This window comes from Acinetobacter sp. ANC_7588, assembly GCF_056783995.1.
This window is the reverse complement of record NZ_JBWYIU010000006.1, coordinates 13,043-37,116: the sequence shown is the minus strand read 5'-3', so window position 1 is coordinate 37,116 and position 24,074 is coordinate 13,043. Positions and strand designations below refer to the sequence as shown.

20 protein-coding genes are annotated in these 24,074 nt (G+C 38.8%); 8 read left to right on the top strand and 12 right to left on the bottom strand.

The window, feature by feature from the left end; all coding sequences use genetic code 11:
• Positions 1–74 precede the first annotated feature (74 nt).
• The gene (locus tag AC1M9J_RS07310) at positions 75–1,469 is read right to left on the bottom strand and encodes an ammonium transporter (protein ID WP_035263878.1); all 1,395 of its coding nucleotides are present in this window, start codon (positions 1,467–1,469) and stop codon (positions 75–77) included.
• Between the two features lie 59 nt (positions 1,470–1,528).
• The gene (glnK, locus tag AC1M9J_RS07305; protein ID WP_004650081.1) at positions 1,529–1,867 is read right to left on the bottom strand and encodes a P-II family nitrogen regulator; all 339 of its coding nucleotides are present in this window, start codon (positions 1,865–1,867) and stop codon (positions 1,529–1,531) included.
• A gap of 272 nt (positions 1,868–2,139) precedes the next feature.
• Here glnK and AC1M9J_RS07300 point away from each other — a divergent pair, with 272 nt between their 5' ends.
• Positions 2,140–2,367, top strand: a complete 228-nt coding sequence (locus tag AC1M9J_RS07300; RefSeq protein ID WP_092767430.1) for an accessory factor UbiK family protein — start codon at positions 2,140–2,142, stop codon at positions 2,365–2,367.
• A gap of 89 nt (positions 2,368–2,456) precedes the next feature.
• Entirely contained in the window at positions 2,457–3,941 is a 1,485-nt protein-coding gene (locus AC1M9J_RS07295; protein WP_092767363.1) for a YifB family Mg chelatase-like AAA ATPase, read from the top strand.
• A 43-nt stretch (positions 3,942–3,984) separates the two neighbouring features.
• Here the strand turns inward: AC1M9J_RS07295 and AC1M9J_RS07290 are convergent, their stop codons facing one another.
• A complete protein-coding gene (locus AC1M9J_RS07290; RefSeq protein WP_481596094.1) occupies positions 3,985–4,725 on the bottom strand; it encodes a TorF family putative porin in 741 nt (246 codons plus the stop codon).
• Between the two features lie 689 nt (positions 4,726–5,414).
• Here AC1M9J_RS07290 and AC1M9J_RS07285 point away from each other — a divergent pair.
• On the top strand, positions 5,415–6,728 hold the full coding sequence (locus AC1M9J_RS07285) for an OprD family outer membrane porin (RefSeq protein ID WP_481591499.1): 1,314 nt from the start codon (positions 5,415–5,417) through the stop codon (positions 6,726–6,728).
• A 101-nt stretch (positions 6,729–6,829) separates the two neighbouring features.
• On the opposite strand, the gene ppa is transcribed toward AC1M9J_RS07285, so the two are convergent.
• Both ppa and AC1M9J_RS07275 read right to left on the bottom strand, forming a co-directional pair.
• Complete coding sequence (gene ppa, locus AC1M9J_RS07280) at positions 6,830–7,366, bottom strand: inorganic diphosphatase (protein WP_005233448.1); 537 nt, start codon at positions 7,364–7,366, stop codon at positions 6,830–6,832.
• A gap of 121 nt (positions 7,367–7,487) precedes the next feature.
• Entirely contained in the window at positions 7,488–7,886 is a 399-nt protein-coding gene (locus tag AC1M9J_RS07275; RefSeq protein ID WP_035268067.1) for an MAPEG family protein, read from the bottom strand.
• 100 nt (positions 7,887–7,986) lie between these two features.
• Here AC1M9J_RS07275 and AC1M9J_RS07270 point away from each other — a divergent pair, with 100 nt between their 5' ends.
• Complete coding sequence (locus tag AC1M9J_RS07270) at positions 7,987–8,370, top strand: hypothetical protein (RefSeq protein ID WP_035268065.1); 384 nt, start codon at positions 7,987–7,989, stop codon at positions 8,368–8,370.
• Positions 8,371–8,406: 36 nt separating this feature from the next.
• Here the strand turns inward: AC1M9J_RS07270 and AC1M9J_RS07265 are convergent, their stop codons facing one another.
• A complete protein-coding gene (locus AC1M9J_RS07265; protein ID WP_179998903.1) occupies positions 8,407–10,080 on the bottom strand; it encodes a long-chain-fatty-acid--CoA ligase in 1,674 nt (557 codons plus the stop codon).
• Between the two features lie 150 nt (positions 10,081–10,230).
• Positions 10,231–12,447: a DNA topoisomerase IV subunit A gene (parC, locus tag AC1M9J_RS07260; protein WP_180028852.1), complete on the bottom strand. Its 2,217-nt coding sequence runs from the start codon at positions 12,445–12,447 to the stop codon at positions 10,231–10,233.
• Between the two features lie 244 nt (positions 12,448–12,691).
• Between parC and AC1M9J_RS07255 the strand changes: the two genes are divergently transcribed.
• On the top strand, positions 12,692–14,422 hold the full coding sequence (locus AC1M9J_RS07255) for a hypothetical protein (protein ID WP_481952094.1): 1,731 nt from the start codon (positions 12,692–12,694) through the stop codon (positions 14,420–14,422).
• 34 nt (positions 14,423–14,456) lie between these two features.
• On the opposite strand, the gene niaP is transcribed toward AC1M9J_RS07255, so the two are convergent.
• From niaP to AC1M9J_RS07235, 4 genes are all read right to left on the bottom strand, one after another.
• Positions 14,457–15,776, bottom strand: coding sequence for a niacin transporter NiaP (gene niaP, locus AC1M9J_RS07250; protein WP_481596093.1), 1,320 nt, complete (start codon positions 15,774–15,776; stop codon positions 14,457–14,459).
• A gap of 143 nt (positions 15,777–15,919) precedes the next feature.
• Entirely contained in the window at positions 15,920–16,564 is a 645-nt protein-coding gene (locus AC1M9J_RS07245) for a trimeric intracellular cation channel family protein (RefSeq protein ID WP_035268119.1), read from the bottom strand.
• Positions 16,565–16,625: 61 nt separating this feature from the next.
• On the bottom strand, positions 16,626–17,093 hold the full coding sequence (locus AC1M9J_RS07240; RefSeq protein ID WP_481613081.1) for a YchJ family protein: 468 nt from the start codon (positions 17,091–17,093) through the stop codon (positions 16,626–16,628).
• Between the two features lie 53 nt (positions 17,094–17,146).
• Complete coding sequence (locus AC1M9J_RS07235; RefSeq protein WP_481608929.1) at positions 17,147–18,733, bottom strand: TerC family protein; 1,587 nt, start codon at positions 18,731–18,733, stop codon at positions 17,147–17,149.
• A gap of 349 nt (positions 18,734–19,082) precedes the next feature.
• On the opposite strand from AC1M9J_RS07235, the gene AC1M9J_RS07230 reads away from it, so the two are divergent.
• The gene (locus AC1M9J_RS07230; RefSeq protein ID WP_481591504.1) at positions 19,083–19,709 is read left to right on the top strand and encodes an LOG family protein; all 627 of its coding nucleotides are present in this window, start codon (positions 19,083–19,085) and stop codon (positions 19,707–19,709) included.
• An 89-nt stretch (positions 19,710–19,798) separates the two neighbouring features.
• Here AC1M9J_RS07230 and AC1M9J_RS07225 read toward each other — a convergent pair whose 3' ends face one another.
• Positions 19,799–21,640 (bottom strand): choice-of-anchor I family protein, encoded by a 1,842-nt coding sequence (locus tag AC1M9J_RS07225; RefSeq protein ID WP_481952093.1) that lies wholly within the window; start codon positions 21,638–21,640, stop codon positions 19,799–19,801.
• A 164-nt stretch (positions 21,641–21,804) separates the two neighbouring features.
• Between AC1M9J_RS07225 and mdtD the strand changes: the two genes are divergently transcribed.
• Entirely contained in the window at positions 21,805–23,196 is a 1,392-nt protein-coding gene (gene mdtD, locus AC1M9J_RS07220; protein ID WP_481952092.1) for a multidrug transporter subunit MdtD, read from the top strand.
• Between the two features lie 172 nt (positions 23,197–23,368).
• A complete protein-coding gene (locus tag AC1M9J_RS07215; RefSeq protein WP_481952121.1) occupies positions 23,369–24,049 on the top strand; it encodes a glycoside hydrolase family 25 protein in 681 nt (226 codons plus the stop codon).
• The last annotated feature ends 25 nt before the right edge of the window (positions 24,050–24,074 follow it).

Here is a 24,074-nt window from a genome sequence, read left to right as displayed (position 1 = left end):
TTTCATCAATATATAGAAAAAAAACAGCCCCAAAGGGCTGTTTCACACTATATATTGATTATTGTGTTTAATCGTTATTCAACACGCTCACCATGTTGACTTAAATCCAGACCCATACGCTCATCGTCTGACTCAACACGAATACCGATGATTAAATCAATGACTTTTAAGATGATGAATGTCAGGATTGCTGAATAAGCGATTGTTGCAAGAACACCTTCAACTTGTACCCATAATTGGCTTAATACGTTTGTAGGTGCTGCATCGCCCATGATGAATTCACTTGCAAAGAATGCGGTTAGAATTGCGCCAACGATACCACCAACACCGTGAAGTCCAAAGGCATCTAATGAGTCATCCGCTTTCAATGCACGTTTTAATGCTGTAATACCCCAGAAGCATACGACACCACCAATTAAGCCCATCGCTAAAGCACCACCTACTGTCACGAATCCAGCAGCTGGCGTAATCACAACCAGGCCAGCTACCGCACCTGATGCCGCACCCAACACTGAAGCTTTGCCACGAACGACTTTTTCAGTGATTAACCATGAAATGGCAGCAGCGGCAGCAGCAACTTGAGTTACCACCAATGCATAACCTGCTGAACCATTTGCACCTAATGCAGAACCACCATTGAAACCAAACCAGCCGACCCAAATTAAACTCGCACCAATGACAGTCAATGTAAGGTTATGTGGTGCCATTGATTCTTTGCCTAGCCCCATACGCTTACCAAGCATATACGCCGCAACTAAACCAGCAACACCTGAGTTAATATGAACAACAGTACCACCTGCAAAATCAAGTGCACCATCGTTACCTAACCAACCACCACCCCATACCCAATGTGTAATAGGAGCATAGACAACCACCACCCAAATTGCGATAAACGCAACAAAAGCACTGAATTTCATACGCTCAGCAATAGAACCACTGATAATGGCAACGGTAATGATTGCAAATGTCATCTGGAAGATGACAAATAAAATTTCTGGAATTGTTCCACTCAATGCTTCTGTAGTGATACCAGACAACATAAATTTATCTAGACTTCCAATAAAGGCATTACCTTCACCAAAAGCAAGTGTGTAACCAACCACCACCCAAGCGATACTGACTACCGCAGCAGCGACAAAGCTGTGTGCCATGGTACTTAAGACATTTTTTTTACGTACCATACCGCCGTAGAACAGCGCTAAACCAGGAATGGTCATGAGTAAAACGAGTGCAGTTGAAACTAAAATCCAGGCAGTGTCACCCGTATCAAGAACTGCCGCTTCTTCAGCAGGAGCTTCTTCTGGAGCTGCTGGTAATGTTTCAACCAAATTAGAATCTGTAGATGAAGCCTCAGTTTCAACAACTGCAACTTCAGTAGAAGTTGGTTCTGACACTGCTTCTTCAGCCCATGCGACAGAACCACCTAAGAGTGCGCCAGACAAGCTCAGCGCCATTAGCATTTTTTTCATTCGTATCCCCCAACCTAGTTTTTGTGAGTTATTCGCTACTCAGCAAACTTCATGCCAAATTAAACTGCGTCAGCACCAGTCTCACCAGTACGGATACGGATAACTTGTTCTAGATTCGTCACGAAAATTTTTCCGTCACCAATTTTGCCAGTACTAGCTACACGTGTAATTGATTCAATCACTGAATCAACCATTTCGTCACTGATTGCGATTTCAATTTTTACTTTAGGTAAAAAATCAACCACATATTCAGCACCACGATAAAGTTCAGTATGACCTTTTTGACGACCAAAACCTTTTACTTCAGTTACGGTGATCCCTTGAACGCCAATTTCAGAGAGTGCTTCACGCACGTCATCTAATTTGAATGGTTTTACAATTGCTGTTACGAGTTTCATGTTGTTTTCCTTCGGCTTTTTTCACCAGTAAGGTTTTATGTTCAAATTTCATGCCAAACTTCATAATGGTTGGGGATATTAATCAGCTAGCATGAACTTATTTATAACCTATTTTATACGCCTACATGGTCTTATGTTCTAAAAATATTGGGTATTTTGATGGATTTTTTTTATGTTCTTATTGGTTTAACCTATGAAATGTAGTTAACACTAGGGTCAAACCAAAACGAATGTTAAACTTCAATGTTGACGACTTATTATTCGGACGAACTATGATTGAAACTTTATTGCAGGCAATCTTAGAACAGGTTGACCAACCCAAAAAAGATTTAGAAAAAAATGTGAGAGCGTTGTTAAACGAAGCGATTAGTAAAATGGATTTGGTTTCTAAAGAAGAAATTGAGCGTCAGAAAACTGCACTAAACAATGCCAATTTGCGTTTAACAGAACTTCAAACGCAATTAAAATCATTAGAAAGCTTAATTTCCGATCAAAAATAAGCAACATTGCACCAATACAGTGCTTAAACACAAAGTTAGCGATTAAAAATAAAGCAATTCTAAAAATAATATAATAATGGTTCAATTTTATGTCATTTGCCAAAATTTATACCCGAGGTCTTCTTGGTTTACATGCACCACTGATTGAAGTCGAGGTTCATGTCAGCCAAGGATTACCTTCACTCACTATTGTAGGTCTTCCAGAAGCTGCTGTTCGAGAAAGTAAGGATCGTGTCCGTTCTGCAATCATTAATAGCGGTTTTCAATTTCCAACCAAACGGCTGACGATCAATCTAGCCCCAGCTGATTTACCCAAAGATAGTTCAAGGCTTGATTTACCTATTGCTTTGGGGATTTTAATCGCTTCTGGGCAACTACATGATCAAAATATTGACCGTTTTGAATTTATAGGTGAATTGGCACTCGATGGTCTGTTAAGACCTGTAACTGGAACTTTGACTATCGCAATGGCATGTCAAACCGCAGGTCATGAGTTAATGATTCCTGTGAGTAATTTGGATGATGCAGCCCTTCTTCCCAATTTTGAGGTGTATACAGCCAAGTCATTAAAAGATGTTTGCCAACACTTTGATCAATCGAGTCCAATTCAACCCATATTAGCGAATAAAACGATCCAACCTCAAATAAATCGATTTGATCTCGCTGATGTCAAAGGTCAATTACGTCCAAGACGCGCCTTAGAAATTGCAGCAGCTGGTGGACATTCTATTTTATTTAAAGGCCCGCCAGGCACTGGTAAAACACTGCTTGCCTCAAGATTGTCTGGCATCTTGCCCCCATTAACCAATCAAGAACACTTAGAGGTCGCAAGTATTTACTCCATTGCAAATACACCTTATCAATTTGGTCATCGCCCCTTTAGAGCGCCACATCATACGGCATCCGCTGTGGCCTTGGTTGGTGGTGGATCACACCCTCGACCAGGTGAGATCACCTTAGCCCATTTAGGTGTACTTTTTCTCGATGAATTACCTGAGTTTGACCGAAAAGTCTTAGAAGTATTGAGGCAGCCTCTTGAGTCGAAAGAAATCGTCATTTCCAGAGCATCAAGACAAATTACTTTCCCGGCTAATTTTCAATTTGTCGCTGCAATGAATCCATGTCCATGTGGATATGCCTTCAATCAAGACAGTCGTTGTCAATGTTCACCTGAATCAATTAAGCGCTATCAAAATCGAATTTCTGGCCCTTTACTAGATCGGATTGACTTACATATTGATGTGCCACCTTTACCTCCCCAAGACATGCAAAGCACTACACCGATGGAGAATTCTGAAACAGTCAGAAAACGGGTGATTCAGGCCTATGAGTTGCAAATTCAACGACAAGGTGTGACAAATCAAAATCTAAGTTCTCAACAGCTTGATCAAGTGGCTCAACTAGATGATTCTGCAAAAAAGATTATCGCTATGGCTCAGCAACGTTTGAATTTATCAGCACGTTCTTACCACCGAATCTTACGTGTCGCTCGTACAATTGCTGACTTAGCGAGTTCTGAACATATACAAACAGCTCACTTAACCGAAGCACTCTCTTATCGTAAACAGGAATAAAAAAAGCGACTCAGTTGAGTCGCTTTTTTTATTTGAGTTGAGTTTAGAAGCTATAACCCAATGCTAATACCATTTTATTCTTTAAATTGTTTCCATAACGATCATCACCACCAATAATATAATTCATGCTTGCTGTGACACCTGTTTCCCCTAAAGCTTTACTTAGACCAATATCAAAGTGACGGAAATTAAAACTTTCTGACTCTGGTGTTTCTGCAACATACTTACCGTCTTTTTCATAAACATATAAACCCAAAGCTGTGTCCAAGCTAAAATCGTTTGGTAGAGGATAACTATATGTAGCTTTTAAATATGTGTCTCCAGCGTTCCCCCAACCTGTATCTTCCAACAAAGTTTGAGCAGTTACTCCAACATCTTTGTAATTCAGACCAAGTAATAATTCAAAGCCATCATAAACTGACGTTTCAACGTCATAATAATAGTAATAAGTTGTACCTACAGTAAAACCAGTGTTTTCATTGATTGAACCGTTGTAACCCACATAAAAATTATTTTCCATTGGATTGGTAGTACCGTAAGCATCTGTACCTAACGTAGATGTCCACCACCCTGCGTACAATCCAGAACTATGGCTATAGTCTAATCCACCTTGTAATGTAGCTTCAGTATTTTCAGGAGCTGCCGTATTACCGCGCAATATATAACTTGATAAAACACTGATATTACCCGATACAGAATGCGGTGAAGTTGGTGCCTCAGCAAAAGAAAATGTTGATGCAGATGCTACAACTGCTAGACCCAATGCTTGAATTGCTAATTTCATATTTATGTTCCCCCCACATCATGATTAGATGCTTTTTCGGTTTATTTGTTGAACTCATATGTGAATTAGCAATAGCTATGCCAAAGTTAAAGGTGTCTAGATACAAAGGAATTAAAACAACGAGATAAAATAATTTAAAGTAATGATTTTATTAATATATTTATTTAAATTTCTTATTTTTAAAAATATTCAAAGAAATTTTTTGTGATGATCCCCTTGAGTTAAATACATATCTTTTTAGATCACACATTCATTTACAAGATGCATCATTTTAAGGCTATTTTTTAAACAAATTTAAAATTGGAGTATCAATTTAGTGCGGCATGAAAAGCCAATGATGTCTGAACCACATTAAAATTAAATGAAAATGAACTGAATAAATATCATTCTTATTTAAAATCCTTTATTCATCCTTATTTACTTCTGATGTTACAAAAAAAAACGTGCCAGATTGACTAAATTAAATAAAAAAAAGAATATCAGGTTAAAAATAAATATATGTTATTAATAGTTAAATTTAATTCTATAATACTTTTAATCTTTAATAATTCACAACTTAGTTCAATTTATATACTTTTTGCTTATGACTTTAGGTGCGAAATTGTGAATAATAGAGCCAATTTTGTTATACATTACGTATACAAATACTAAACATTAACCATAATCATTTTGTATGAGGCTCTCTCCCAATGCAAAAATTCCAAAAACTAAGCTTAGCAGTTCTTATTCAAACTGCTTTAATTTCTACTGCATTTGCGAGTGAGCAAAGTGAATCAAAGGGATTCGTAGAAGATGCTGAAGGATCAGTATTATTCCGTACAGGTTTCTTGCATCGTGATAAAAAGAACGGTGTCGAAGATACCAGCTCAGCAGCTCAAACAGCCATGGTTAAAATTGAGTCTGGTTTCACGAAAGGTATCGTTGGTTTCGGTGTTGGTGTTATTGGTGATGGGTCTTTCAAATTAGGTGATAATGCCCATACCGGTAATGACATGATTCCAGTCGATAATAATGGTCATGCTTATGATCATTGGGCAAGAGGTGGTGCTTTCATCAAAGCTCGTATGTCGAACACCACAGCTACTTATGGGACTCAGATTTTAGATTTACCTGTTCTTGCAAGTAATACAGCTCGTTTGGTACCTGAATATTACACTGGCTTGTTAATCCAAAGTAATGAAATCGATAATTTGACTTTGGTTGCTGGTAAATTTACTGAAAACCAACGTTCTAGTCAAATCAATACCGATGGAAATGAATTAGATCGCGCGGTTGTTTGGGGCGCTAAATATAACTTTGGTGATGCTCTCAATGCGTCTTATTATGGTACAGACATTAAAGATCGTTTAGAACGTCACTATGTGAATGCCAACTATAGTTATGCCGTGGCTAAAGGTAAGTTGACTCACGATTTCAGTGCATATCGTACTGAATGGGATGCTGCACCAAATAATACAGCATATACTTATTCTCATACTTCAAATGATTTCAACAACTTAAGCAATAATATTTGGGCAATTTCAACAACTTACAATACTGGTCCACACAATGTAATGCTTGCTTACCAACAAAATACAGGTAATACAGGTTATGACTATGGTTTGGGCAAAGGTGTTGGTGATGGCCATCAAACGATTTATATGCCTAACTCGTATTTATCTGATTTTATTGGTAATGATGAAAAATCTTTACAGCTACAATATACCTATGATTTTGGCGCATTAAATGTTCCTGGTCTGTCATGGACTTCGGCATTTGTTTATGGATGGGATATTGATGTATCTGCAGGGGGTACTGACCGCTCAGTATTGCTAACCAATGATGCACAGGAACGTGAATTCTTTAATCAAGTGAAATATACAGTCCAATCTGGTTTTGCTAAAGATGCAAGCTTACGTGTTCGTCACTCTTACTACCGTGCAAGTGATGAATATCAAAGTGCTTATATCGGCGACACCAACGAATGGCGTATTTGGTTAGACATTCCCGTGAAATTATTCTAATTTTCAACTAAAAAGATCAATAAAAAAACCTGCACTTTGTGCAGGTTTTTTATAAAAGCTACAAGATCAAAGTTTGTAGCTTTATTTATACATCAGGCAAATTATTTGTTTGCTTCTGCATAAGCAGCAATTGAGCTTAACACTTCTTGTTTAGCAACATCTGCACCTTCCCAACCACTTAACTTGACCCACTTACCTGGCTCTAAGTCTTTGTAGTGTTGGAAGAAATGTTCAATTTGACTAATCAATAAAGGAGGAAGGTCAGTATATTCTTGAACATCTTTATAGATTGGCGTTAATTTATCGTGTGGTACAGCGACAAGTTTCGCATCAACACCACCATCATCTTCCATATTTAATTTACCCACTGGACGACAACGGATAACCGAACCTGGTTCTACAGGATGTGGTGTAACAACTAATACGTCTAATGGATCGCCATCAAGAGATAATGTATTTGGTACATAACCGTAGTTTGCTGGGTAGAACATTGCAGTACCCATGAAACGATCTACGAAAAGTGCATCTGAATCTTTATCAATTTCATATTTAATTGGTGCTGCATTTGCAGGGATTTCGATAATTACATAGATATCGTTTGGTGCATCTTTACCTGCAGGGATATTACTGTAGCTCATAGCAAACTCTTTACTGTCAGTGTTCATTAAAATGGGGTTGATTATAACGCTTTATTCAGCAATCATCATTCGATTATACAAGCTGAAGATGTATTTTAGGTATGGTGTTAGTCTGTTTTTCTTAGAGCAATCGAATAATTAATAAAAGCAATAAGATCGGACAAAGCATTGATAAGAACCAAACAATTGATCTAAGGGTCGCCCAATTACATAAATAACAAATCCCATAGATGATTCGTAAGACGATATACGCCGAACCTAATAGAATCACCAATTGTTGTTGAACAACCATATACTCAGCCATCAAAACTGCCGCAATAAATAATGGCAAACTTTCAAAGCTATTTTGCTGAGCTGCATTTGCTCGAGCCGCTAAGCCTGTGGTTTTAGACATGAATTCACGCGGATTTTGATTATCCTGCCCTTTGAAACCACCTGCAATTTTAGCAATGACTGTAAATAAATAAGGGAGTAAACAAGCAATTAAAATAAGGTAAATAACACCTTCAATACCGTGCATGGATTTCAGTCCAATGATTTAAGCTGGTTTTATCTTAGCATGATGTTTGTGCGATAATTTTAGTTAAATTATTTTGTTTATTAAAATTCTGAGTAATGGCATGACCAATTCTGACCAAAAAAAGTTATTTGATGTTCTCGAGTTACAAAAGCAACATCAAAAACGTGTCGATCGTGTGCTTTATATCGTTCTTCCGATTATGGCTTTCTTGATCAGCGTAATTTGTGCCAATATGAATTGGCAATCGACTCTCGGCACATTGCTGGTTCTCATCATCGCCTTTATCGCGGTGGGGATTAAACGAGCGAATAAATGGATCTGGCTGAGCATTATTTCTGTATATAGCTTAGTTGATATTTACTTCAGTTATTCAGGACAGTTACCGAGTTCTGCTGTAGGGCGTCATTTAGGTACAATGCTGACATTTACATTTATTATTGCAACAGCGCGACCTTATATCGACCGTTGGCTAATGAAAGAATAAATTAAAAAAGCGCCTTACGGCGCTTTTTTATTTGAATTATTTACGTAAATCTTTACGAAGGATTTTACCAACATTCGATTTTGGCAATTCATCCATGAATTCAACATAACGAGGACGCTTATATCCTGTTAAGTTTTCTTTCGCAAAAGCTAATACTTCTTCTGTTGTTAATGATGGATCTTTCTTCACAACAAACAGCTTAGGCACTTCACCTGATTTTTCATCAGCTACACCAATCGCTGCAACCTCGAGTACTTTAGGATGTGTTGCAATCACTTCCTCGATTTCAGATGGGTATACGTTAAAGCCTGATACCAAGATCATATCTTTCTTACGATCAACAATCTTGAAGTAACCACGAGCATCCATGATACCGATATCACCAGTACGGAAGAAACCATCTGCGGTCATCACCTTAGCTGTTTCATCTGGTCGGTTCCAATAGCCTTTCATGACTTGAGGACCACGGATTGAAATCTCACCTTGCTCACCTTGTGGAACTTCATTGCCATCGTCATCCAGGACAGCGACATCCGTTAAAGGTAATGGGATACCAATCGTACCGCTAAACTCTTCAGATGCCGGTGGGTTTGCCGTTGCAATAGGTGAAGTTTCAGAAAGACCATAGCCTTCAATAATATTTGTACCTGTGATTTTTTTCCAAGCTGCAGCAGTTGAAGGCAATACAGCCATACCACCACCCATCGCCATTTTTAATTTGCTATGGTCAAGTTGTTTGAATTCTTCATTATGAACGAGTGCGTTGAATAAAGTATTCACTGCTGGGAAGAAACCAGGCTGATATTTGCGTAGCTCTTTGATGACTGCAGGGAGATCACGAGGGTTAGGAATCAGTACGTTTGCTTGACCCTTGTACATACCATAAAGTGCACAAACCATGAATGCAAAGATATGATATAGCGGTAATGCACAGAAAATGCGATCGTCGCTCGCACCATCTTGAGCACCAAATTTAGATTGGAAAATACCATCTGCTTGCATTAAGTTTGCAACAAGGTTGCGATGTGTTAATTCCGCACCTTTTGATACGCCTGTTGTACCACCTGTATATTGCAATACAGCAGTGTCGCTCAACGTTGTTGCTGGGCGCTTATAATTTGCAGAACTGCCTTTAGACATCGCAGTCGTGAATTTCACATGTCCTGGGATACTCCAAGCTGGAATTTGCTTACGCACTTTACGTAAAACAAAATTCACGAGTGTACCTTTTAAGGTACCTAACATATCACCTACTGTCGCCACGATCACATGCTTAACTGGCGTTTTACCAAGAATTGATTGATAAACAGAAGCGAAGTTTTCAATAATCACAAGCGCTTCAGTGCCTGAGTCATTCAGTTGATGCTCAAGTTCACGAGCTGTGTAAAGGGGGTTCACGTTGACAAGGACTAAGCCCGCACGGAATACACCAAGTGCCACCACTGGATATTGCAGTACGTTTGGCATCATGACCGCTACGCGAGAACCTTTTGCTAAACCAAGGCTTTGAAGATAGGCTGCAAATTGACGGCTCGCCGTATCAAGTTCATTGAACGTTAATGTTTTATCCATAAAGATAAAAGCATCACGCGAACCAAATTTCTGGAAGTTTCTCTCAAAAATATCAACAAGAGAGGTATTTTCTGGTGGTAATTCTACTGTTTGTGGAATTCCAGTTTTTTGGTATTCAGCGAACCAAATCTTTTCCATAATGCCATATTCTCCAATTAGTAATACTTGGTTTTAAACTCTTATTTTCGATAATGTATTGAGCATCTTATTTAATTTATTGCTCAATAAAGCATCCATAGCCATAAATACATTTCATATATAACGTATTTTGTCGACTAGATGCTAGCTTTATCTTTGAATGAAGAGTTTATTTGCTTTTTGATAACCTCGTGGTAATACCTGCCCTTTTGAAGCACGTTTACCGATGTATTTCAGCAGATCATCACCTTTTAATTTCAATTGTTGTTGTCCAGCAACGACCTGAAGCACATCATCCAAGTTAAGTGTTGTCATAGACACAATGCGTTCCTTTGCATCCAACTGCATCAATTTATTACCTTTTCCTTTATTGAGCATTGGTAATTCTGTCAGCTCTGTCAGTAATAATCGTCCAGAACTGCTGAGTACAGCGATATGTGTACCATCAATTTGTTGCAATGGCATTGCGCTTGCATCATCTGCAAGCGTTAAAAACGCTTTACCCGCTTTAGCATTGGTGTCCAATTGTTTCGCTTGTGTTTTAAAACCATATCCTTTGGAGCTGATCGCTAATATTTCCACCTCATCTTCAGCAATCAGAATTTGTTGGAAATTTACTCCATTTGCTGGCGATAATTTCGAGCTTAATGGTTCACCTAAGCCGCGCGCTGAAGGTAATCCTGTAATTGGTAATGCGTAACTTCGACCAGATTGATCTAATACATACACTTTTTGATTAGATTTACCTTGTGCATGACTTAAATATTGATCTCCTGCACGGAAATTGACTTTATCTAGATCGATCTCATGTCCTTTCGCACAACGAATCCAACCCGCTTCCGATAAAATGACAGTGACAGGATCAGCTGGCATCAAATCTTGTTCACTAATCGCGGTCGCTTCTTCACGCTGAACAATTGGAGATCGACGATCATCACCAAACTTTTTCGCATCTTCTTTTAATTCTGAAATGATCAGATTTTTTAAAGATTCAGGATTCGCCAATTGCTCTCGAATCACGGCTGCTCGAGCTTCAAGCTCTTCTTGTTCACGGCGAATTTCCATTTCTTCGAGACGCGCCAAATGACGTAATTTAAGCTCTAGAATGGCTTCGGCTTGAATTTCATCAATACCGAAATGTGACATTAAGACTTCTTTCGGATGATCTTCCTCACGAATAATGCGAATTACCGTATCAATATCTAAATACGCAATTAAAAGTCCCGCCAGAATATGTAGACGTTTTTCAATTTTATTCAAATGGTATTGCAAACGTCTCGTCACAGTCGTTTTACGAATTTCAATCCATTCCAATAAAATACGACGGATTGATTTTACTTGTGGACGACCATCAGCACCAATCATGTTCATATTGACGCGGTAGCTCGACTCAAGATCGGTCGTGGCAAATAAATGGCTCATGACCGCATCTGCATCGATACGATTTGAACGCAAGACAATTACCAAACGTGTTGGACATTGATGATCTGATTCATCTCGTACATCACTTACCAACGGTAATTTTTTTGCCTGCATTTGATCAGCAATTTGGCTGATAATTTTAGAGCCAGAAACCTGATATGGTAATTCACTGATGACAATTTCATTTTTTTCAACCGAATATACCGCACGCATGCGATAACTGCCGCGCCCAGTGCTTTGTAATTTCAGTAATTCATCAGCAGGTGTAATAATTTCTGCTTGAGTCGGTAAGTCTGGACCAGGAATATATTCAGCAACTTTTTCATCAGACAAATTCGGGTTACGAATCAGTGCAATGGTACCCTTAACAACTTCCCGTAAATTGTGTGGTGGAATATCTGTTGCCATTCCCACCGCAATTCCCGTCGTACCATTTAAAAGAATATTCGGTACGCGTGCTGGTAAATTTACAGGCTCTTTTAATGAACCATCAAAGTTATCTTGCCAGTCGACAGTTCCTTGACCTAACTCAGAGAGCAGGACTTCACTATATTGTGATAGTTTGGCCTCGGTATATCGCATTGCAGCAAACGACTTTGGATCATCTGGTGATCCCCAGTTGCCCTGCCCTTCAATAAATGGATAACGATAACTAAATGGCTGTGCCATTAAGACCATTGCTTCATAACAAGCAGAATCACCATGCGGATGATATTTACCTAAAACATCACCAACTGTACGTGCTGATTTTTTGGGTTTACCACTATGCTTTAGACCAAGCTCGCTCATCGCATATACGATACGGCGTTGTACAGGTTTTAATCCGTCACTAATATGAGGCAATGCACGATCCATAATCACGTACATCGCATAGTTTAGGTAAGCTTGTTCTGTAAATTCTGCTACAGAACGATTCTCTGTCGCTTGGTGCGCAAGGCTTGTCATTGAATCGTGAAATCCTAATGAATGAATAGTTTAAGGGTGTATGCTAGTCTCCCAAACTGCGAAGAACAAGCAAGGTTGGACACTTTGTAAAGATAAAATAACAAAAAAAAGGCCAGTTGGTTTTATTTCATTTTAAATTGGACTTTTTTCTTGTATCCAATTAATTTTATTGAATATACAATAATCAAAACACAACTTTATAACAAATGCTTTTACATACGCTCATCGTATGAACGGAACAAACATGCATAATTACATTCCTTATGATCTTCGCTCAAAATTATTTCAAATTGACCCTAATCTAGATGTTCATTGGCAAACGCGTTTAAAAAATATTTTTAATAGTGTTCCCGCACCAATACAAGGTCTGATCCAGGAACAATTCCTGACTGCGAAGAATATTTACTGGGATCAACATCGACAATCATTCACTTTTAAGGGCATTGTTGGTCTTCAGGATTTAAGCAGTCATTTAATCTCACCGAAAATGCGAACTTTGGCTGAAAAGATCGCAGCCACTTTAGAAACGCTTAAATCATATCAAGACGTAATTAAAATCGCCGATTACTTAGAAACTGTACAAAATCAAATTGATCGTATTGAAACAGAAGAAGATCAAAGTTTTCTTAGAGACAAACAACTCCTACGAAAAACTTTTTTATATGATGCTGCAAATATCATCAAAACACTCGACTTAAATGTTCCTGATAATTGCCGACATTTAACAGCTGAAGAAATTCGTACTTTTATTCTTGAAGTTCATATTAAACATCAAATTTTAGGCTATTGGTTCAAAACCATCCTCCCGAGACAACTGAAGCAAATTAGCCATCCATTATTCCAAGACTTTATTATTCAAGAACAAAAAATTCGTGATTTTGATGTTATTGAAAGCAGTCAGTATTTATATCTGGTCGCGACCATTCATGACTTTAAACAGAACCCATATTCTATCCGCCGCTTTTTAATGGAAGAAAAGCTAGGTCTTGAAGATCGAGTTTACCTAAATGGCGTGGTGTTGGATAAGAAACGTTTAAATGATCCAAGTTATTTAGAACAATTTAAATGGCAAGTCAGTCGAATTATTACTATTCAACGACAGATCACGACTCCTATTTTGGATCTGATGGAAAAATTTCATAACGTCAATTTTGATCTGTTATTACCGTTACTCAAAAAACCGCTCGATGCCTCTGGATTTTCAGTCGAACAAGTCATTAACGAGCGCCTTTTAGATTTCGAAAAAGCTTTAACTCTTGAGATCTTGCAACCTTTTCAATATGCACTGCGTCATTCAATTCGTCACCCTGATGAGTTTGATTATTGTTTTATCAGTATGCATCGTCTGTTCTCTGATATTGCGAGTTTTTATAAAGACTTTTCAAGTGAACCCATTATCGCCTTCAATACTCAAGCTCAAATTTTCGAATATAAAATTTTATCCTATTTAAAATTGATGGAAAAAAGACGACATACTATTTTTGTGAGTTTAGATGCAGAGTCTTATGCGGCAAGTCATAGCAAATCTCAAGCAGCGATTGAGCAAGTTAAAACAATTATTGCCGATGCTCTAGACCAACATAAAGTCAATCAAATTGCTTTCAATCAGAAGAAAAGAGAACTCGAAAGCCAATCAAACAAAGGATTCTTTCAAAAAATGTTTGATAAAACTGAAAAGTTAAAATCGGATCTTGAAGCGCTTAAATTGGCTGGAATTAATAATCGACGAATTGCATATTTAGATCTCGTGAAAGTGCCCAAAAAACATGATGAAACGACGGTGTACCTTGAGTTTGAAAGTTTGATTTCAATTAATCAGACTGAGCGTCACTATGCTTTTGTCAATGGCGACAATGGGGTATCAGCTTTGCCTATTTTAATTCAACTCCCTGAAGATAAAGAAAAATTCAATCTCCAGCAAGTGTCGAACACATTACATTTTGACTTAACTAAAGCACGTCAAAAATGGGTCTAAAAAAGAGGAGCTTAGCTCCTCTTTTTTCACAGATTTACATCCCCATAGACTCAAGTGTCTTACCTTTGGTTTCCTCACCGAGCACCAAGATCACGGCTGCAACTGCCAATAATACAGCGGTAAACATCATAAATACTTGGCTAAATCCATTTGAAGCCACCATCATATGGGTAACCACTAAAGGTGCAACAATCCCACCAATACGCCCAATTGCTGCTGCCCATCCTGATCCGAAAGCACGAATATTTGCAGGATATTGTTCAGGCGTGTAGGTATATAAAACGCCCCATGCACCAAGATTAAAGAATGACATCAAGCATCCCCAGAACATGATCATCGCTACGGTATCAGCCTGCCCAAAGAAATATGCTGATACTGCACACATTGCAATAAAGCCTGAAAGCGTCGCTTTACGCCCTAACTTTTCAACGAGCCATGCCGCGACAATATAACCTGGCAATTGTGCTAAAATCATCCCGAGAACATATTCAAAAGACTGCACAATGGTATATCCCTCTTTGACTAAAAGACTTGGTAACCACGTAAAAATACCGTAATACGAATAAACAATCCCAAACCAAATTAACCACAGCATTAAACTGCGCTTAGCGAAACCGCTTGACCATAACTGACCAAAACTGACATTTGAATGTGTTGAAACTGGTTTCACTTCAATTTTTTCGATGACTTCGACACCACACTGTCGCTCGATTTTTTGCACAATCGCGTGCGCTTCATTAATACGACCTCGATTGATCAAGTAAGGAACAGATTCCGGAACTTTTTTTAGAATGACGAAGACATAAAGTGCAGGCAAACCACCCAATAAAAATGCAACATGCCAGTCAAATTTAGGGATGACAAAATAAGAAACCAGTGCAGCACATAACCATCCTAGCCCCCAGAAGCTTTCAAGTAACACAATAAAGCGACCACGAACATGGGCTGGAATGTATTCACTCACTAAAGTCACGGCAACTGGTAACTGTCCGCCTAAGCCTAAACCTACAATAAATCTAAAGATTAATAACCATGTTAAATTTGGTGCGAAAGCACAAAGAGCTGTTGCTATACTATAGATGACCAATGTCGTAGCAAATACTGCTTTACGTCCGATTCGATCCGCCAGTCCACCAGAGAATACTGCACCTATCGCCATTCCCACAAAGCCGATGGATACAACCCAACCTTTTTCAGCAGGCGTCATTTGCCAGTCTTCAGCCATCTTCGCCAAGATAAAGGAAATTAGTCCAGTATCCATTGCATCAAACATCCAGCCTAATCCAATCACCCACAACAAGGTGTAGTGAAATTTACCAATAGGTAAACGCTGTATTCGTGAGATTAAATCCATAGCATGCTCTCTGTGAGGAGTGATTTAAATACAACCAATGACAATCGCTGTTTTCTCAACACTGCTTTTTTTTATTTTCTAAAGAACCATATAAAAATGACCGATCACATTATCGGCCATTTTGAAAGATGAGTGTAAAAAGTTTAATTTACATCTTTTGATGACGCCGACTGTTCATCATCATCTTTATAAATAAATTTTGGCATTTCAAGGCCAAAGTAAATTGCGATACAACGCAATGTGAAACCAAAAACAAGAGTAGAAATAATGGTGATATCTTGTGAAAAACCGACTTCGATACAGCCCCAATAGAAAATGACCGCAACAAAAGAAATACTGGCATAAAGTTCGCGACGGAAGACTAAAGGCACATCGTTACATAAGATATCTCGTAAAATACCCCCTGAAACGCCTGTCAATACCCCTGCCACTGCACAAACCACGAAACCCTGCTCCATTTGAATCGCAATTTGACAACCAATAATGGTAAAACCTATCAGACCTAAGGCATCTAGAAGTAAGAATACCGAACGTAGATGTCGCATCCATTTTGCGATAAAAATCGTAAATAATGCTGCACAACATGTAAGTACTAGATATTCAGGATGTTTCACCCAAGTTAAAGGATAGTGCCCTAGCAAAACATCACGAACTGATCCTCCGCCCAAAGCAGTCACACAGGCAATAATAATGACACCAAACCAATCCATACTTCGTCGACCTGCAGACAAGGCGCCTGTCATCGCTTCCGCAGTAATCGCAATAATATAAATAACGGTGAGTAACATTGCCCTACTTCCAAATGAGGGTTTTTAATGCGCAATATTCTAAGTTAATTAAAAATTAATTCTAGAGAAATCGCGCACAACATTGCTTAAATTTTTTTCCTGATCCACAAATACAAGTCTGCTTCATCGTCACAGTTTGATCTGTCGTTGGGTCTAAAAAATACCACTGTCTATTGGTGAATACGAAATTTGAGGTTTCATGATGGAGATGTACCTGATCGACATGTTGGTAATGTGCTTTGAATTCAACTTGAGCATGGGTTTTATCCAGACGAGGTAAATGCTGAATAACCTCTAATTTTAACCACTGATTGCTCATCGCCCAATCCCGAATGGCAGCAATGTCTAAATGACTTTGCTGACCTGATGCTGTGGTACTCACAATATAGTCGATTTCATGTTTAGCGAATGCACTATAGCGAGAACGCATGAGCTGTTCAGCACTTTCTGCAACACGCTGACCACGATGTAAAGGTTCACAACAGTGTGTATAAATTCCATGCCCGCAAGGACAATTGAGTTCGGACATCAATATTCCAAAAAAATAGCACCTAATGAGATACTATTTTAACTGAGTTTAAATCATTCTGATGGGTCTTGTTTTACGATGGGTACAATATGTACTTTTTCGATTTTATGACCATCCATTGTAACCACCTCAAATAGATACCCTTCTGCTTCAAAGGTTTCTCCATTTTCAGGTAAATGTCCTAAATGGAATAAGATATAACCAGACAGCGTAGAATACTGTTCTGACTCATCAACTAAATCACGATCAAGCAATAATGAAATATGACGAATATCAGTTGAACCCTCGAGCATGAGTGAACCATCCTCTAAGCTTTCAACTGCAGTTTCTATTTCATTTTCGTTCGGGAATTCACCCGCAATCGCTTCTAAAATATCAATCGGTGTTGCAATACCCTCAATGGAACCATATTCATTGAGCACAATCGCCATTTGTAAGGGTGCCTGACGCAATTGATCCATCACCATTAAGACTTGAGCGCTTTCATGGACAATGACAGGCTCTCGAATGTGTTTTTCGAAATTAAAATCGCCTGATTCAATATAGTCATTCAAAACGTTATGCGTGAGCACCACCCCAGCAATATTGTCTAGCTCGCCATGTGCAACGATCAAACGTGAATGTTTCATAGAAAGCACTTGATGTTTAATACTTTCAGGATCGTCATCTAAATCGATCCATTCGAGTTCTGGACGTGGGGTCATTAATGATTTGACTGGTCGCTCAGATAAACCTAATACTCCTTGCAACATCACGCTTTGGTATACCGCATTCTCATCCGAGAACATTTCCTCTACCAACGCTTGGGTAGCCAAAACATCATCCGTATTTGTCGATTGAGCATCCGCCGTTTTTGACTTACCACCAAGCATACGAATGACGGCAGATGCTGTTTTGAAACGTAAATCAGTCGTTGTTACCGTTTTTTCTTGGTTACGGCGCATCAATTGATTTAAAAACTCAATCAGGACAGAGAAACCAATTGCAGCGTATAGATAACCCTTCGGAATGTGGAAGCCTAGGCCTTCGACAACCAATGAGAAACCGATCATCATCAAGAAACATAGACACAGAATCACCACAGTTGGATGCTTATTCACAAAGTCCATGAGGGCTTTAGAGGCCCATAGCATGATTCCTATCGCAATAATTACGGCGATCATCATGACCGAAAGATCTTTGACCATACCGACTGCTGTAATCACACTGTCGAGTGAGAACACTGCATCCAATACCACGATCTGTACAATGACCATCCAAAATGCAGCATGAACAGGATTTTCTTCTTTAACATGAACTTTACTTTCTAGACGTTCATGTAGTTCTAAAGTTCCCTTCATTAACAAGAAAATACCGCCAAAAATCAAAATAAGATCTCGGGCTGAAAACGGATGATCAAAGATATGGAATAATGGATTCGTTAACGTGATAATCCAAGCGATTGACGCCAAAAGGATTAGGCGCATGCCAAGCGCGAGCGTTAAGCCTAAAATTCTGGCTTTATTGCGTTGCTCAGGCGGCAGTTTTTCCGCCAAAATCGCGATAAAGACGAGATTATCAATCCCGAGAACAATTTCTAAAATAATTAAAGTTAAGAGTCCCACCCATGCGGAAGGATCAGACATCCATTCAAAAATCATGAGTTACACTCCCACGTTTCAGGAAGATGGGATTCATTTAAACCAAAGTGATGAGGCAAAGTTATAAATGCAGTATTTAAATTTAGAAAATAAATAATATTTTGTTCTATTGAGCGATGTCGATCACTACTCATATTGATGTATTGGTTGCCGAACAGATTTTCAGTATAGAAAAGATTTTATTGCAATTCACTATTTTTTCGGTGAATCAAGATTGGCTTTATCAATCATTTTGGAATGAAACTACAAAATATTTCAAAAAATTCTTATTTATCTATACAGTTGTCACCTTTCTTGCTTAGATTAAACTGCATGATGAAGTTCATTTAAAAAAGGTGAGTAAATAAATATGAATACAAGCGTTCTTAATAACACCTTAGAGACCGATACATCAGTTAAATCAAAAGCAACTCAATGCCTTATTGCACTTTATTGTGGTTCTCGTTTTGGCAATAATCCTATTTACCAACAAAAAGCCATTGCTTTGGCTGAAAAAATTGCAAGGCAAGGATTTGGCATTGTATATGGTGGTGCAAGTATCGGATTAATGGGACAAGTCGCAGATACAGTCATTGAAAACAATGGTGAAGTTGTTGGTGTTATTCCTGAATTTATGCTGGATTACGAGGTTGCCCATAATCAGTTAACAGAACTTCACGTGGTAAGAACAATGCATGAACGCAAAGCCATGATGGCTGAACGTGCTAGTGCTTTTGTTGCGCTCCCGGGAGGTTTAGGTACATTTGAAGAAATCTTAGAAATCGCAACTTGGGGACAGTTAAATCAACACCAAAAACCAATGATTATTTATAACGTCAATGGATTCTATAATGCCTTGATTGCACAACTCGATCATGCAGTAGAAGAAGGTTTTCTACCTGCTCAACATCGGGCAAAAATCATCGTATGCGAGCATTCACATCAAATCATCAATGCCATCGCAAACATGAAATGCCCTGAACAATTCGTGGTCTAAATTCGACAAGACTTTAAAGCATTACGCATGACGGGTAAAAAATAAAAGAGCCATATGGCTCTTTTATCATACATCTACACGATCAGGCTCTATTTCAACGTGATTTGATACGTTGCTGTAGTACCACTGACTTCATTCCCTACAATCAGTAAAGGCGTACCCGTTGGAGATTCTTTTGCGGAAACAAAGGTTAATCCTTCAGGACCTAAGTCTCCTGCCTGACCTGCCTCGATATCGGCAGTGGTTGCATCAAGTTTTCGCGAATGAATATATTGCACAAATTGGGGTTGGGCAGGATTGGAGATGTCATATACCATCACGCCTCCAACTCGTTCTAAACCAATAAATGCATAAGTTTTCTGACCGATTTGACCTATCACCACGCCTTCTGGCTCTGGGCCTTTATTGTCACTACGATTATCGATCCCTGCTTCTTCATGGTTTGCATTAAAGATCTCAGGATGGTGCTGAGCAATATATTGTTCAAAATCATCACCCGAATCCCAAACCAGCTCTAATCCTGTTTGAGCATCATTTTCTGTCCAAATACTGACAGATCGTGCCCCGAAGCTATATAAATGATCATAAACCAAATTGCCTCGAGCATTGAGTTTAGGTGTGCCATCAGTATTCTTTTGATAACCTTCAGTCCAAGTGATATTCAAACGACCAAGCATCTTGTCTTCACGGCATCCTTTAGCATCTCCATCGATCGCTCCACAATATGCAAAATGCAGAGGATTCAATTCAGCACCTTTCGCCAGTGCTCGTAACTGTGGTGGCAGATCTTCCCCTTGTCGTCTATCGAAACCATCTTTATGGACTAGATGCTTCACACGCCATTCTTCAACAAAACCCTTTTTAATATTACCTTGAGCACTCGGATTATCCTTTAATTTTTCTCCCCAATATTCAGGATCATCTTCACCCCAAGCACGAGCATCCCCTTCATTGGCAGTGACAATATACGTTTTACCATTGACTTCGTAACTTGAGATCGCATCAGGCATATATAAGCCACGAACATGCTGCCAAGTTTGAATATTGATCTTCGCAAGACCATTTTCACCATCGGCATCACTGACATCTAAACCATGACCTTGTAAGCCATGATCTTTAAAACCGAGCGGATAAACAGCCATGACTTTGGCATTTAAAACATCCACCTTAGCTAAGGCATTATTTTCCTGTAATGCGACCCATGCAATTTTGCCATCTGCGCTGAGTGTGATGTATTCAGGTTCAAAATCTTGCGCTACTGTTGCATTTGGACCATAAATTCGCACACCTTGATTACGTAATAGCTGTGCTTGACTGTTAAAGGCTTTGAAGTCAGCTGTTTTTGCAACTGGTTTGTTCAAATTTGAGAGATCAATGATTGAAATCGAACCTTCGGGATCAATCGCATAATCATGAGATGGCTCTCCTTCATTCGCCACCAATAAGGTTTTACCATCTGCACTAAAGGTCAGCATATCGGGTAGAGAACCCACTGGAACTTGGGCAATAAAGCTCGAATCATTGGCATTAAAAAGTGCCACGATTCCTGGATCTGTTTTATCTTTGGCTTGTACAGCCAAGGCAACAATTCCATTTTTTACAGCAACACTATTTACTTCTGAGTCTGTTAAATAAGATTTAGCATCTAAAGAGCCAATCCATTTAGGTTGCTGAGGTTGGCGATAATCAAAAATATCAACCACGCCTTCTTTTGCGTTTACAACAAACAATCTTTGGCTTTGTGCATCATAGGCAGGTATCTCTGCTGCGCTGACCGCAAAACCACGACTTTCTGTACGACTGAGATAGTTGAGTTCAATCGATTCAGGCGTAATATTTGGTACTGATGTGATATTGTTAGTGTCATCATTACATGCCCCTAGCCCCAATGCACACATTGCGATCACAAGTGCGTTAGACTTTAGCTTCATTTTTTTAATCTTCTTATGATGTTGTTGGCAACAACTCTATGACCATGCGATGACAATGCTGTGACCATTAGATTGCAATTTTGTTGCAAATCCTTCGTAAATAAACCACAAGTGATACTGAGAAACTGTTTTAAAATATTAACTTACTAATATGATCCTACAAGATGAGCAGCACAGCACACCAACCCTTACAGCCTGAGTTTAGATTATTGGTGTTTTTGGTCTCGATCGGCTTTTTTATGCAAGGTCTAGACACAACTATCATCAATACTGCGATTCCTGTAATCGCTCATCACCTCAATGAAGATCCTCTACACATGCATAGTGTCGTGGTGGCTTATGTATTGTCAGTCGCAGCCTGTATTCCACTCAGTGGTTGGCTGGCTGACCGATTTGGTGTCCGAAATGTTTATTTTTCTGCAATTATCATTTTCACTTTGGCATCGCTCGGATGTGCATTTTCTTCTAATTTAAATGAGCTTTTATTTTTCCGAGTGATTCAAGGGATTGGAGGTGCTTTACTGCTTCCAGTTGGGCGTCTTGCAATGTTGAAAATCATTCCTAGAACGCAATTCCTTGCAGCCATGTCTCTGATGAGTCTTGCAGGTCTGATTGGCCCCTTAATCGGTCCTACTCTTGGCGGATGGCTAGTGGAGTACGTGACTTGGGAGTGGATTTTCTTAATTAATATTCCTATTGGACTCATTGGAGTTTTTCTCACATTTAAAGCCATGCCAAATGTGACCGAGACCCATGTTGCTAAATTTGATTTTTTTGGCTTCTTATTATTAGTGATCGCGATGGTTGGCTTAAGTTTAGGGATTGAAAATTTTGCTAGCCCCTATCTTCCACTATGGTGGAGTATTGTTCTTATTGTGTTTGGTTTATCTGCAAGTGCTTGGTACATGGTGCATGCCCATACCCACCAAAATGCTCTATTTCGTGGGAAACTATTCAAAAATCAAATTTTCGCGATTGGTATTGTAGGCAACTTTTTTGCCCGCTTAGGCGGCAATGCGATGCCTTTTCTTATCCCCTTAATGCTACAAGTTGCTTTTGGTTTTGAACCATTTATTACCGGTTTACTTATGATTCCAACGGTATTGGGTTCACTGGCATCAAAACCGATCATTCGCCAAATTATTCAACGATTTGGGTATCGTCGGGTGTTATTAGTCAATACCTGCCTTATTGGCTTATGTATTGCAAGTTTTGCCCTCACCTCAGCCGAAACACCTTTATGGTTAAGAACATTGCATTTCTTCATTTTTGGTATGTTGAACTCACTGCAATTTGTTTCTATGAATACGCTAACCTTAAAGGATTTGCCTCAACAAGATGCTAGTAGTGGTAACAGTTTTCTCTCGATGATTATGATGGTATCCATGAGTATTGGTGTAGCGCTTGCAGGTACACTGGTCAATGTATTCACCACTTATCTTGGTACTGCACAAATGCAACAGGCCTTCCAATGGACATTAATTTTAATGGGCTCAATTAATATTATTACCATGTTTATTTTTTGGAAAATTCCGAAAGAAATGGATGATGACTAATGGATATGGATTCTAGATACTGTCACTACCATTTACGTTTATTCGCGTTATGATATTAATTATATTTTGCACCAAACTTTAAGTGCTCATGAATTCAAAAAATAAGCAGCATATCTATTCGCAGAAGATTATCTTGTGGACTTCCCTTTTAGGTGCAGCCCTGATCGCACTCATGGTCGGATTATTGAGCTTTTTCTTTTTGCCGTTTCAACCAGCAACAGCTCAAGAATATCCAATCAAAGGATTTGATGTCTCACATCATCAAAAAGAAATTCGCTGGTCACAAATTCCCAAAAAGGAATATCAATTTGTCTACCTCAAAGCGACAGAAGGTGGCGACTTTAAAGATCGAAAATTTCAGGATCATTGGCTGAAAGCACGCGAGCATGGTTTTAAAGTTGGAGCGTATCATTTCTATCGACTTTGCCGTGATGGTAAAGTTCAGGCATTAAATTTCATTGATTCTGTGCCACGTAAAGAAGATGCCCTTCCTCCAGTCATTGATTTGGAATACGACAGCAATTGCATCAATACCTATAGCAAAGAACAACTGTTATATGAAATCGATGTTATGTACGATTTGCTGCATCAACATTATGGCAAACAACCTATCTTTTATGTTTCTAAAGCCTTCTATAACATCGTACTTGCGGGTGCTTTTACGGATACCCCACTCTGGGTACGTGAATACACCTCTCAACCTGAATTAAAAGACAATCCAGATTGGATCTTTTGGCAATACACCAATAAAGGCAAAATTAAGGGTATTTCTACACCAGTGGATTTGAATGTATTTAATGGCGATCAAAACGACTGGATAAAATTTCTAAAATTAAATCAAATTGAGCCATAAATCTTAAGGAGTCAGTACGTTACAA